The organism is Sphingobium cupriresistens LL01, from assembly GCF_001046645.1.
GTDB lineage: Bacteria > Pseudomonadota > Alphaproteobacteria > Sphingomonadales > Sphingomonadaceae > Sphingobium > Sphingobium cupriresistens.
Window position 1 is genome coordinate 691,259 of record NZ_KQ130434.1, and the last position, 12,623, is coordinate 703,881.

Genomic DNA, 12,623 nt, shown 5'->3' on the forward strand with positions numbered 1-12,623 from the left:
GCGTGTTCCCGCGCAGGCGGGAACACCCGATGATGCAGGAGGAAGACCATGACCGATCTGACCGGCAAATTCTTCTGGTACGAGTTGATGACCAGCGATCCGCAGGCGGCGCTGGCTTTTTATGGCGATGTGATAGGGTGGACGAACGCGCCCTTTGGCGGCGATCTGGGCGAACCTTATCATGTCGTGTCGGGCAGCGCGGGCGCGGTCGGCGGCGTCATGGCGATCCCGGCCGAGGCCCGGACATGCGGCATGACGCCCTGGTGGGGTGGCTATGTCGGGTCGGCCGATGTGGATGCGGACGCTGCGCGGTTGAGCGCAGCGGGCGGCACGGTGAAGCGCCCGGCCGAGGATATTCCCGGCGTCGGGCGCTTTGCGGTTATGAGCGATCCGGGCGGAGCGATCTTCATGCTGCTCAAGGGGTCCAGTCCAGACGGGATGCAGGCGGCTCCGCCGATGGCGTCCGGCCATGTCGGCTGGCATGAACTGTATAGCGGTGATTTCGACGCGGACATGGCGTTCTACACCGGCGCGCTGGGTTGGACCAAGGGCGAGGCCATGGATATGGGCGAGATGGGGCTGTATCAGTTGGTGTCGCAGACCGGCGGCGCGGACTTCCCCGACATGACCGGCGGGATCATGCCGGCGCCCAAGGAAATGCCGGGTCCGGCATGGCTCTTTTATTTCACCGTCGGCGATATCGACGCGGCGGTGGATCGGGTGAAGGCCGGAGGCGGCGCGGTGCTGAACGGCCCGATGGAGGTGCCGGGCGGTGCTTGGATCCTCCAGGCGGCCGATCCGCAGGGCGCGATGTTCGCGCTGGTCGGCAGCAAGGGAGACGCATGATGAGCAAAATATCGCCCTGCCTCTGGTTCGACGGCCAGGCCGAGGAAGCGGCGCGTTATTATGCGGGCGTGTTCGGCGGTTCGGTCGATCATGTCAGCTATTATCCACAGGAGAATCCCTCGCCGTCACCGATGGCGGGCGGCAGCGTGCTGCTGGTCGAGTTCACCCTGTTCGGGCAAAGCTATCAGGCTTTGAACGGCGGCCCGCAATTCACCTTTGACGAGGCGATATCGCTGTCGGTCGAGTGCGCGGATCAGGCGGAGCTGGATCGATATCATGACGCGCTGATCGCCGATGGCGGATCGCCGGGTCCGTGCGGCTGGGTGAAGGACAAATATGGCCTGTCCTGGCAATTAGTCACCAAGGCGATCATGGCGAACTATCACAGCGACGACAAGGTGGCGATCGCCCGCATGATGGCGGTGATGATGACGATGCAGAAGCTGGATACCGCCGCGATGCAGGCGGCCTTTGACGGAGAGGCGGCATGAGCGAGGCCGAGCATGAACTGTCGGTGAGCTGTCATATCGCCGCGCCGCGCGCGATCTGCTGGAAGGTGTGGACCGACCTGAAGGACGAATGGTTCTGCCCCAAGCCCTGGCGCGTCGACGTGATCGAGGAGGATTTGCGGCCCGGCGGGCGCAGCGCGGTGCAGATGTTCGGACCCGACGGCGAGGAGACGGGGCCGATGGAGGGCGTCTTCCTGGAGGTGGCGCCGGGCGAGCGGGTGGTGACGACCGACGCCTATGCCGCAGGCTGGGCGCCGCAGACGCCGTTCATGACGGCGATCTGGGACTTTGCCGACGAGGATGTGGACGGCGATGGCGGCACGCGCTTCACCGCGACCGCGCGCCATTGGGATGCCGAGGCGAAGGCGCGGCATGAGGCGATGGGTTTCCATCCCGGCTGGGACCAGATGATGGCCCAGTATAAGGCGCTGTGCGAGACGTCGGCGGCGAGCGCTTAGCGTCGCCTTGCGATCGATGGGGCGGCGCAAGAGACGATCGCGATCGAGCATGAAAGGAGAGGGCGCCCGGTTTCCCGGACGCCCTCTCCTTCGTGACGCTATGTCGGGCGTTTACGCCTTGTAGACCTTGTCCACAGCGGCGCGGAACTTGGCCATGTCGTCTGCAGAACCTACGGTCACGCGCGAGACGTTGGGCCAGATCGCCCAGCTGCGGCCGATCTGCACCTTTTCTGGCGCGGCGATCAGCGCGGCCTGCATCTCCTTGGCCGGCTTCTTCCAGTCGACCATGAACATGTTCGCCTGACTGCCGGGATGGACTTCGATACCCTTCTTGGTCAGCCATGCGATGGTTTCGTCACGGTTGCCGATCATTTCGGCGCGGCGCGCCTTGATGAGGGCGGCTTCCTTGTAGACCGCGTTGCCGCAATGCATGGCGGTGATCGCCAGGCCGCCGGCCGAGGGACCGAAGAGCGAAATGCGCTTTTGCACTTCGGGGTCGGCGAAGGTGAGGCCAAGGCGCACGCCGGCCATGCCGAACAGCTTCGAGAAGGTCCGCATGACAATGATGTCCTTGCGGGCGCCGATCAGCGAGGCGGCGCTGGGGGCTTCGGAGAAGTGGATATAGGCTTCGTCCACCAGCAGCATGGAATCGGCCGGCTTGTTGTCCAGCAGCCACTTGATGTCGGCCAGTGGGGTGATGGTGCCGGTCGGGTTGTTGGGGGTGCAGATATAATAGAGGCCGGCATTGGGGTTGGCGGCGAGCATCGCCTTGACGTCATGGCCCTTGCCGATCGCCTGGGGCGCCTTGGCGATGGGGGCCTTCATGTAATCGGCCGTGCGCCACGCGGATTCGAAGGTCGGGTCGGCGGTGACCAGACCCTTGGTCGGCGAGCAATAGGCCGCCACGATGCTGACCAGCGGGCCGCCTGACCCTGGCCAGGGCATGACCTGCGCTTCGGGGATGCCTTCGACGGTGGCGACGGTCTTGATGAGGTCGCCCTTATAATTATCGGGGTCGTACCAGTTGCCGAACGAGGCGGCTTCGGCGGCGGCCTGAACGCCCGAAGGGAAGGGGCCGGTCCAGCATTCGTTGGAACCGATGCGCACCGCGCCCTTCACGCCGCGCGCGGCCTGCTGCTGCGCCATGGCGCTTCCGCCCAGCAGCGAACTGGCGGCGACGCCCGCGCCGAGCAGCGCGGTGATTTCACCCAGTTGGCGGCGGGAATAGCCGCGCTCGATCATGTCGTCCTTGGCGTCTTTGGTCAGCATCATGGTCATGTCGTCCGTCCCCGTCTGATTTCGGTTTCAAATCTCATGGGGGAAAACGAAAGAGCGGCGCATTTCCACAATGCGCCGCCCCGTATTTTCGCAATTTTTATGCGTTTTTGGCCGATCATATGGCCGTGTCCTACGTGGCGTGTTCCCGCCTGCGCGGGAACACGCTATTCTTGCTCAATCCGTATTTCAGGCCTTCCAGACCGTGTCGACGGCGGCGTTGAACGCTTCCATTTCCTCCATCGAGCCGACCGACACGCGCGAGACGTTGGGCCAGATCGGCCAGCTGCGGCCGATCTGCACATTGGCGGCGAGCAGGGCGGCCTGCATGTCCTTGGCGGGCTTGCCCCAGTCGATCATGAACATGTTCGCCTGGCTGCCGGGAATGACCTTGATCCCCTTGGCCTTCAAATGGCTGACCGACTTTTCGCGGGCGGCGTTCATTTCGGCGCGGCGCGCCTTGATGAGGGCCGCTTCGGTGACGGAGGCGGTGCCGCAGGCGACGGCGGTCATCGGCAGCATGCCGGTCACCTGGCCGCCGTCATAACGCATCATCTTTTCCATCAGCGAAGGCGCGGCGAAGGTGAGGCCCAGCCGCATCCCGGCCATGCCGAACAGCTTCGAGAAGGTGCGCAGGATCAGCACATCGTCGCGGGTGGCGGCGAGCTTGGCGGCGTTGGGGCCATCGACCCAATGAATATAGGCTTCATCCACAACCAGGATCGAATCCTTGGGCTTGTTGTTGGCCAGCCATTCGATGTCGGCGATCGGCGTGACGGTGCCGGTCGGGTTGTTGGGCGAACAGATATAATAGACGCCGGCATTGGGATCGGCCGCCAGCATCGCCTTTACGTCATGGCGGTAGTCGCTGGTCAGCGGCACCTTCGTCACCTTCGCGCCCAGCCAGTCGCCCGTGCGCCAGATCGCTTCATAGGTGGGGTCGGCGGTGACGATGCCGCGCGTGGGCGAGGCATAGGCGACCGCGACGCGGCTAAGCGGGTCGGACGATCCGGGCCAGGCGACGATGCGGTCGGCCGGAATGCCCTCCACCGATGCGACGGCGTCGAACAATTTCTGATGTTCATTGTCCGGTTCGTAGCGATTGCCTTCCTCCACCAGTTTGAACGCCGCCTTGGCCGCGACGGGGAAGGGGCCGGTCCAACATTCGTTGGCGCCGATGCGCACCGCGCCCGCAACCGCCTTTGCCGCCTGCTGCGCGCCCGCGCCCGTCACGCGGATGGCGGCGGCGCCCGCGCCGAGCAGGGCGGCGACCTTCGCCAGTTGGCGGCGCGAATAGCCGCGATCGATCAGATCCTGTTCCATTTCTGGTTGAAGTCGCGTCGCCATGATCCCGTTCTCCCTGCGCGCCCGGTGACGGGCTTTCCACTTGATGGACGATTGTACAGAATGTTTCCGCCATGCAAATATGGCCTGTCGAACAATATTGCCGGCGCGGTGAACGGAAACGCCTTGGAAAGCCGGGCTTCAATCTGATAGCGCAATAATATGCCCAGCACACCCGCCGCCGCCGCCCGCCAAATTCTCGTTCGCCTGCAGGAGGTGATGGCCGCGCGCAATAGCGCCCAGGCCAAATTGAACAAGGTGGTGGAGATTATCGGCGAGTCGCTGTCGAGCGAGGTCTGCTCCATCTATCTGGTGCGCGAGGGCGTGCTGGAGCTGTTCGCGACCCGCGGGCTGAAGCAGGAGGCTGTCCATGTCACCCGCATGGCGATGGGGGAGGGGCTGGTCGGCCTGATCGCCACCAATGTCGAGACGCTGAATCTGGACGAGGCCGCGTCGCATCCCGATTTTTCCTATCGCCCCGAAACCGGCGAGGAATTGTTCCACAGCTTCGCCGGCGTGCCGATCGTACGGCGCGAGCGCGCCATCGGCGTCCTGTGCGTGCAACATGCCGATCCGCGCAAATATGAGGAAGTGGAGATCGAGGCGCTCCAGACCGTCGCGATGGTGATGTCCGAGCTGATCGCCAATGCTGAGCTCGCCGATGACGGCCCGGCCGACCAGCGGGTGACCGACACCGGCACGACCATGTTGCACGGGTTGCAGCTGGTGATGGGCATGGCGCGCGGCCATGTCGTGTTCCACCAGCCGCGCGTCCATATCGAACATACCGTGGCGGAGGATACCGAGGCGGAGCGGCAGCGCGTCATTTCCGCCTTCACCAAGATGCGCGAACAGATCGACCGGATGACCGGCGCGGCCGAGTTCGGCATGGAGGGCGAGCATCAGGAGGTGCTCGAAACCTACAAGATGTTCGCCTATGACGAGGGCTGGACGCGGCGCATCAACGAGGCGATCGACAGCGGCCTGACCGCCGAGGCGGCGATCGAGCGGGTGCAGCAGCGCACGCGGATGCGGATGCGGCAGATCGACGATCCGCTGCTTTCCGACCGGATGCACGATCTGGAGGATCTGGCCAACCGCCTGCTGCGGATCGTTTCGGGGCAGTTGGGTACGGCGGCGCAGATGGGGCTGCGGCAGGACGCGATCCTGATCGCGCGCAATCTTGGGCCGGCGGAGCTGCTGGAATATGACCGCCGGCGGCTGAAGGGCGTGATCCTGGAGGAAGGGTCGCTGACCGCGCATGTCACCATCGTCGCGCGCGCCATGGGCGTGCCGGTGCTGGGCCGGGTGCGCGACATTCGCCATCTGGTGAATGAAGGTGACCTTGTGCTGATGGACGTCGGCGCCAATGCGCTGTTGATCCGCCCGACCGCCGACATGGAGGAGGCGTTCGAGAATAAATTGCACGTGACGCAGAAGCGCCGCGCCGAGTTCGTCGCGATGCGCGACCTGCCGTCGGTGACGGCGGACGGGCAGCGGGTCGAGCTGATGGTCAATGCCGGATTGCGCGAGGATGCGCAGGCGCTGGACATGGTGGGCGCAGACGGGATCGGGCTGTTTCGCACCGAGTTTCAGTTCCTGGTGTCGGCCACGTTGCCGCAACGTGAGAAGCAGCAGCGACTTTACAAGGATGTGCTGGATGCGGCGGGCGACCGGCCCGTCATCTTCCGCACCGTCGATATCGGCGGCGACAAGGCGCTGCCCTATATGCAGCGCGACGATGACGAGCATGAGGATAATCCGGCGATGGGCTGGCGCGCGCTGCGGCTGGCGCTGGACCGCGACGCCCTGATGAAGGCGCAGGCGCGGGCGTTGCTGGAGGCGAGCGCGGGCAAAATGTTGCACGTCATGTTTCCGATGGTGTCGGAGCCGTGGGAATATGAGGAAGCGCGCGCGCTGGTCGAGCATCAGCGCGAATGGTTGCAGGCGCGCAAGAAGAAGCTGCCGATCGCGGTGCGTTATGGCGCGATGCTGGAGGTGCCGGCGCTGGCCGAAGTGCTGGATATCCTGCTGCCCAAGCTGGATTTCCTGTCGATCGGGACCAACGACCTGACCCAATTCCTGTTTGCCGCCGATCGCGCCCATCCCAAGCTGGCGGAACGCTACGACTGGCTGAGCATCGCGATCCTGCGCTTCCTGGACCGGGTGGTGCGAACATGCCACGACTATCAGGTGCCGGTCGGCGTGTGCGGCGAAATGGGCGGGCGCACGCTGGAGGCGATGGCGCTGGTCGGGCTGGGCGTGCGCCGGCTGTCGATCACGCCCGCGTCGGTCGGGCCGGTCAAGGCGATGATCCGCGCGATCGATGCGGAAGAGTTGCGCACGCTGATGCGGGAGTTGCTGGACGACGGGGTCATCGACATTCGTGGACGGTTGACCCGATGGGCGATTGAACGGAACATCGAACTGAGCTGAAATGGGCGGACGCGGCGTTGACAACGCCCGTCCCGCAATGAGACAAGGCCGGCCATCACAGGTCGCGGAGCAGCATGGCAGACGAACCAGAACTCGAAACCGGCGCACAGGGCGCGCCGGAAGCGCAGCCGTCAACCCCCGGCGCCAAGCTGCGCGCCGCGCGGGAGGCACGGGGCCTTTCGATCCAGGATGTCGCGACCCGCACGCGCATCGCCCAGCGTCAGTTGGAAGCGGTCGAGCGCGACGATTATGCGGCCCTGCCGGGCATTCCCTATGCCGTCGGGTTCGCCCGCGCCTATGCCCGCGCGGTCGATCTGGACGAGGTGGCGATCGCGGCGCAGGTGCGCCATGGCGTGCATAATAGCGACATGGGCGCGCGGTACGAGGCGTTCGAGCCGGTCGATCCGGCGCGCGTGCCGCCCCGCCGATTGGCATGGGTCGTGCTGGCGATCGTCGTCGTGCTGATCGCGGGCTACACCATCTGGCGGACCCAGTTGATGACGTTGCCGACCGGCGAAGAAATCGCCCAGGAGCAGGCCCAGCCTGCGGCCGCGCGTCCCGCCGGCGCTGACCCCGTCGCGCCCGCCGCCCAGCCGGTAGTGTTCACCGCTATCGACGACGTCTGGCTGCGCATCTATGACGACGCAGGCGAGCGGTTGAAGGACGGTCTGCTGAAGAAGGGCGAGAGCTTTACCCTGCCGTCGACCGCCAAGGGGCCGATGATCCTGACGGGTCGCCCTCAGGCGCTGAGCGTGACAGTGGGCGGCAAAGTGATGCCGCCGCTTGGTGCGGCCGATCGCACCATCGCCGACGTGCCGGTCAGCGCCGAAGCGCTGCTGGCGCGGGGCGAAGCCCCGGCGGAGGCCATGCCAGCGCGGGGAACGCGCCCGTCTGCGGCGCCGTCACGTCCTGCGCAACGGCGCACCGCTCCTGCGCCTGCGTCCAGCGAGATCAGCGCGCCGCCTGCCCCAGCCGCGGTTGCGCCGGCGGGCGACGGCGCCGCTGCGCCGCAGCCCTGACGCGCGCCGCCGGGGGTGACGGGCGACGTCGCGCTTTACCGCGCGAAATATCGCCTTATGGTTAAGCCAGGAATATCAGTCGGGGATCATCATGCGTAACGCCCTTCTTGCGACAACGGCGGCTTTGCTGGCCGTTGCCATGCCTGTCATGACCCTGCCCGCCGCTGCGCAGAACGCGCCGGTGGAGGTGCGGGTCGACCGGCTGGAAAAGGAAATGCGCGCGGTGCAGCGCAAGGTGTTTCCAGCCGGAACCCCGATCGAGGCGGAAATCAGCCGTCCGGCCACGCCGACGATCGCGCCGGGATCGCCCGCCTCCACCCCGATCGCGGACCTTACAGCGCGGGTCGGCGCGCTGGAATCGCAACTGGCGTCGGTCACGGGGCAGGTGGAGCAGAATAGCTATAAGCTGCGCCAGCTGGAGGAGGCGTTCAACAAATATAAGGCGGAGACTGACGCGCGTATGGCGCCCGCCGCCGAAGCGCCGCCGGTGCCGGCGCCTGTGGCGGCAGAGGCTGCGCCCGTCACGCCCCGTTCCGCAGCGCCCAAGCCAGCGTCCAAGCCGGCTCCGGTCGCCGCACCGCCGGTCGCGAGCGACGCGCGCAAGACCGCCGTCGCAGCGGTCGAACGCCCCGACACCGGCGATGCGGCGGATGACGCCTATACTTATGGTTTCCGTCTATGGGACGCGAAATTCTATCCTGAGGCGCAAGGCCAGCTAAAGGCGACGGTCGAGAAATATGGCGACAGTTCAATCGCCAGCAAGGCGCAGAACCTGCTGGGCCGGGCCTATCTGGACGATGGCAAGCCGGCGCTGGCGTCGGTCGCCTTCTATGAAAATTACCAGAAGCGTCCGCGCGGCGACCGTGCGCCCGACAGCCTAGCCTATCTGGGCGACGCGCTGATCCAGCTCAAGAAGCCGGCCGATGCGTGCAAGGTCTATCAGGAACTGGAGCAGGTCTATGGCGAGAGCCTGTCTTCCTCCCTGCGCGGCATGATGACCGCGGGTCGCGCCAAGGCGAAGTGCAGCTGACCAACGAAGCGACCGCGCTGGTGGCGCGGCTGGACGCGGCGACGCGGACGCTGGTCGGGGACGACCCGGCGGCGCGTTTCGGCGTCGCGGTGTCGGGCGGGCCGGACAGCATGGCTTTGCTGTGGTTGGCCGTGCGCGCCTTTCCGGATCGCGTGGCGGCGGTGACGGTCGATCATCGGTTGCGCGCAGACTCGGCGGGGGAAGCGGCCATGGTCGCGCGCTGGTGCGCCGATCAGGACATCGCCCATGCCACGCTGACGCCCGACCGGCCGGTGGCGGGCAATGTTCAGGCTTGGGCGCGGGCGCTGCGCTATCGGTTGATCGAGGCGTGGCGGGCGGCGCAGGGGATCGATTGGATCATGACCGCCCACCATGCCGACGACCAACTGGAAACCATGCTGATGCGGCTGAATCGCGGGTCGGGCGTCGGTGGGCTGGCCGGGGTGCGGGCGCGCTCGGAGGCGGGCGCGGGCCGGGTGATCCGTCCGCTGCTGGGCGTGCGCAAGGCGGCGCTGGAGGCGCTGGCGCAGGTCGAGGGGCTGCCCCATGTCCATGATCCGTCCAACGCCGATCCGCGCTTTGACCGGGCTGCGCTGCGGAAGGCGTTGGCCGATGCGTCCTGGCTGGACGTCCAGGCGGCGGCGCGCAGCGCGGCGGCGCTGGCGGAGGCGGACGAGGCGATCGACTGGAGCGTGGCAGCGCTGGCGGCGGCGCATGTGCGGGCCGACGGGGCGGGGTGGCGGCTCGCGCGCACCGATGTTCCGCGCGAATATCTGCGGCGGTTACTGTCGCTTATGCTGGAACGGGCCGGGTGCAGGCCGCAGCGTGGCGATAGCCTGGATCGCGCTATTGGAGCCGCCATGGCGGGCAGGCAGATCAGTTTGGGCGGCTGGCTATTGAAGGGCGGGGCGGTGTGGACGCTGCATCCTGCACCGCCGCGGCGGACGTTCTAGGGATCGTTACGGAAAGGTTCCGCGGATTGTCGCGATCCCCCCACGCTTCGCCGATTTGACGCGGCGCAATGACCTTTCCTTAATCGCTGTCATGGCTATCCTGCGCGCTTTATAGCGGGGAATATGGTGCATGGTGGAGTTTGCGGCACTGACCTATGGCCTGTTGGCCAGTGTCATTCTTTCGGCGGCGCAGCGTAATCGCAAGCGGGGGCGCCCGCATCCGCCGCTGCTGCTCTATGTCGGCTATCTGCTGTGCGGTCTGTCGGGCGGCGTGGCGTTGGCGCTGTCCTATGTTGCGCTGACCTTGCTGGGCGCGGTCTGAACGACGGCTAACGGCGCATGAAATAGCGGGCGGAACGCGGCGGCGCGCGCTTGCGCTTTTGTCGGCGCGCCCTATCTTGGCCGGTGAAAGCGAGTGATGATGAACGACGAAAAAGACCCGCAGGGCAATCCCTGGATCAAGAGCGCCATGATTTGGGCGGGCGTGATCGTCGCCCTGCTGATGTTCGTGTCGCTGTTCGACAGCCGGACCGCGTCCAGCGCGGGATCGGGCATCGCCTATTCCGAATTTCGGTCCAAGGTGCAGGAAGGCCAGATCAAGGACGTCGCGATCGCGCCGGACAAGATCAGCGGCACCTTGTCGAGCGGGCAGAAGTTCACGACCGTGCCGGTCAATGATCCGGGCCTGACCAGCCTGCTGGACGATAATGGCGTCAAATATTCGGGCCAGGCGCAGGACCAGCCCAGCTTCTGGCAGATTCTCATCTATCAGTCGCTGCCGTTCCTGCTGATCCTGGGCATCGCTTTCTTCGTGCTGCGCCAGATGCAGAAGGGCGGCGGCGCGGGCGGCGCTATGGGCTTTGGCAAGTCCAAGGCCAAGCTGCTGACCGAAAAGCATGGCAAGGTGACGTTCGATGACGTCGCCGGTATCGACGAAGCGCGCGAGGAGTTGCAGGAAATCGTCGAATTCCTGAAAGATCCGACGAAGTTCGCGCGCCTGGGCGGCAAGATCCCCAAGGGCGCTTTGCTGGTCGGTTCGCCCGGCACCGGCAAGACGCTGCTGGCCCGCGCGATCGCGGGGGAGGCGGGCGTGCCCTTCTTCACCATTTCCGGGTCCGACTTTGTCGAAATGTTCGTCGGGGTCGGCGCCAGCCGCGTGCGGGACATGTTTGAACAGGCGAAGAAGAACGCGCCCTGCATCGTCTTCATCGACGAAATCGACGCGGTCGGCCGCCATCGCGGCGCGGGCCTGGGCAATGGCAATGACGAGCGCGAGCAGACGCTGAACCAGCTTCTCGTCGAAATGGACGGCTTCGAAGCGAACGAAGGCATCATCATCGTTGCGGCGACCAACCGCCCCGACGTGCTGGACCCTGCGCTGCTGCGGCCGGGCCGGTTCGACCGTCAGGTCGTCGTGCCTCGTCCCGACATCGACGGGCGCGAGAAGATTTTGGCCGTGCATATGAAGAAGGTGCCGCTGGCCCCTGACGTCGATCCCCGCGTGATCGCGCGCGGCACGCCGGGCTTTTCTGGCGCGGACCTCGCCAACCTTGTCAACGAAGCGGCGCTGACGGCGGCGCGGCGCGGCAAGCGACTGGTGGCGATGGACGAGTTCGAATCGGCCAAGGACAAGGTGATGATGGGCGCGGAACGCCGTTCCATGGTCATGACCGACGACGAGAAGAAGATGACCGCCTATCATGAAGCGGGCCATGCTATCGTGTCGGTCCATGAAGCCGCGTCCGACCCGATCCACAAGGCGACGATCATCCCGCGCGGCCGCGCGCTGGGCATGGTCATGCGCCTGCCGGAACGGGACAGCTACAGCTATCATCGCGACAAGATGCACGCGAACATGGCCGTCGCCATGGGCGGGCGCGTCGCTGAGGAAATCATCTTCGGCTATGACAAAGTGTCGAGCGGCGCGTCTGGCGACATCCAGTACGCGACCAAACTGGCGCGCGACATGGTCACCCAATGGGGCATGTCGGACAAGCTGGGGCCGCTGCAATATGAAGAGCAGCAGGGCGAGACGTTCTTGGGCTATTCGCAGAGCCAGCGGGTCCATATGTCCGACGAGACGGCCAAGCTGATCGATGCGGAAATTCGTGGACTGGTGGAAAAGGGCTATGCCCGTGCGCAGGAATTGCTGACGGGTCACGAGGACCAGTTGCACCTGCTGGCCAACGCGATGCTGGAATATGAGACGCTGAGCGGCGAGGAGATCAAGGCGCTGCTGGAAAAGGGCGAGATCACCCGCGACGACGGCACGACGATCAAGCCTTCGGTGATCCCGGCGGCGGGTTCCTCCATCCCGCGGACACGCAAGCGCAAGGGACCGTTCGGTGAGGCGAGCGCTGCCGGGGCCTGAGGGCTGTCATTGGGTCAGGGAAAGGGGCGTGGCTGAGGCTGCGTCCTTTTTCGTAGTCGGGTGCTGACGGCCAGAAGCGGACCTTGTTCCCCTTGCGCCGGCAGTAAGGGGTTAGGGGGTGGGCTTGCGCAACGAGCGATTGCTCACCCCGGCGTGACTAACGCGCTCCGCGCAATACTATAATCGCGCGAAGAGGCAGAGGCGCGGAGAAGGTTGGATGGGGGTCTTGCGGCGGCTCTCCTATCGCTGCCAAGATGGCAGACATATCGCCGCTCGCGACTTTCGCCGGTAATGGCGCGGCGGCCTTCGGCCTCCACAATAAATCCCCCAAAGGGTCTGGCCGTGCGCGCCCATAGTGGTTACATGGGCCGCCACAAATCCC

11 protein-coding genes are annotated in these 12,623 nt (G+C 65.7%); 9 read left to right on the forward strand and 2 right to left on the reverse strand.

Annotation, left to right across the window (positions count from 1 at the left end):
* Positions 1 to 48: 48 nt before the first annotated feature.
* The 3 genes from V473_RS03370 to V473_RS03380 are packed head-to-tail and all read left to right on the forward strand — an operon-like array spanning position 49 to position 1,813.
* Complete coding sequence (locus tag V473_RS03370) at positions 49 to 846, forward strand: VOC family protein (protein ID WP_066600597.1); 798 nt, start codon at positions 49 to 51, stop codon at positions 844 to 846.
* Positions 846 to 1,337 carry a VOC family protein gene (locus V473_RS03375; protein ID WP_066600604.1) on the forward strand — a complete coding sequence of 164 codons (492 nt, stop codon included), beginning with the start codon at positions 846 to 848 and terminating at the stop codon, positions 1,335 to 1,337. Before V473_RS03370 ends, V473_RS03375 begins: the two co-directional genes overlap by 1 nt.
* Positions 1,334 to 1,813 carry an SRPBCC domain-containing protein gene (locus V473_RS03380; protein ID WP_066600606.1) on the forward strand — a complete coding sequence of 160 codons (480 nt, stop codon included), beginning with the start codon at positions 1,334 to 1,336 and terminating at the stop codon, positions 1,811 to 1,813. Before V473_RS03375 ends, V473_RS03380 begins: the two co-directional genes overlap by 4 nt.
* 111 nt (positions 1,814 to 1,924) lie before the next feature.
* On the opposite strand, the gene V473_RS03385 is transcribed toward V473_RS03380, so the two are convergent.
* Both V473_RS03385 and V473_RS03390 read right to left on the reverse strand, forming a co-directional pair.
* A complete protein-coding gene (locus tag V473_RS03385; RefSeq protein WP_066600609.1) occupies positions 1,925 to 3,091 on the reverse strand; it encodes a pyridoxal phosphate-dependent aminotransferase in 1,167 nt (388 codons plus the stop codon).
* Between the two features lie 186 nt (positions 3,092 to 3,277).
* On the reverse strand, positions 3,278 to 4,435 hold the full coding sequence (locus tag V473_RS03390) for a pyridoxal phosphate-dependent aminotransferase (RefSeq protein ID WP_066600612.1): 1,158 nt from the start codon (positions 4,433 to 4,435) through the stop codon (positions 3,278 to 3,280).
* 159 nt (positions 4,436 to 4,594) lie between these two features.
* Here V473_RS03390 and ptsP point away from each other — a divergent pair, with 159 nt between their 5' ends.
* The 6 genes from ptsP to ftsH all read left to right on the forward strand — a co-directional run bounded on the left by ptsP (position 4,595) and on the right by ftsH (position 12,241).
* Positions 4,595 to 6,868: a phosphoenolpyruvate--protein phosphotransferase gene (gene ptsP / locus V473_RS03395; RefSeq protein WP_066600613.1), complete on the forward strand. Its 2,274-nt coding sequence runs from the start codon at positions 4,595 to 4,597 to the stop codon at positions 6,866 to 6,868.
* A 74-nt stretch (positions 6,869 to 6,942) separates the two neighbouring features.
* Positions 6,943 to 7,887, forward strand: a complete 945-nt coding sequence (locus tag V473_RS03400; RefSeq protein ID WP_066600616.1) for a helix-turn-helix domain-containing protein — start codon at positions 6,943 to 6,945, stop codon at positions 7,885 to 7,887.
* A 91-nt stretch (positions 7,888 to 7,978) separates the two neighbouring features.
* Complete coding sequence (locus tag V473_RS03405; protein WP_066600620.1) at positions 7,979 to 8,917, forward strand: hypothetical protein; 939 nt, start codon at positions 7,979 to 7,981, stop codon at positions 8,915 to 8,917.
* On the forward strand, positions 8,908 to 9,870 hold the full coding sequence (tilS, locus tag V473_RS03410; RefSeq protein WP_066600621.1) for a tRNA lysidine(34) synthetase TilS: 963 nt from the start codon (positions 8,908 to 8,910) through the stop codon (positions 9,868 to 9,870). Before V473_RS03405 ends, tilS begins: the two co-directional genes overlap by 10 nt.
* Before the next feature lie 130 nt (positions 9,871 to 10,000).
* Positions 10,001 to 10,192, forward strand: coding sequence for a hypothetical protein (locus V473_RS03415; RefSeq protein ID WP_066600622.1), 192 nt, complete (start codon positions 10,001 to 10,003; stop codon positions 10,190 to 10,192).
* A gap of 99 nt (positions 10,193 to 10,291) precedes the next feature.
* A complete protein-coding gene (gene ftsH / locus V473_RS03420; protein WP_066604941.1) occupies positions 10,292 to 12,241 on the forward strand; it encodes an ATP-dependent zinc metalloprotease FtsH in 1,950 nt (649 codons plus the stop codon).
* The last annotated feature ends 382 nt before the right edge of the window (positions 12,242 to 12,623 follow it).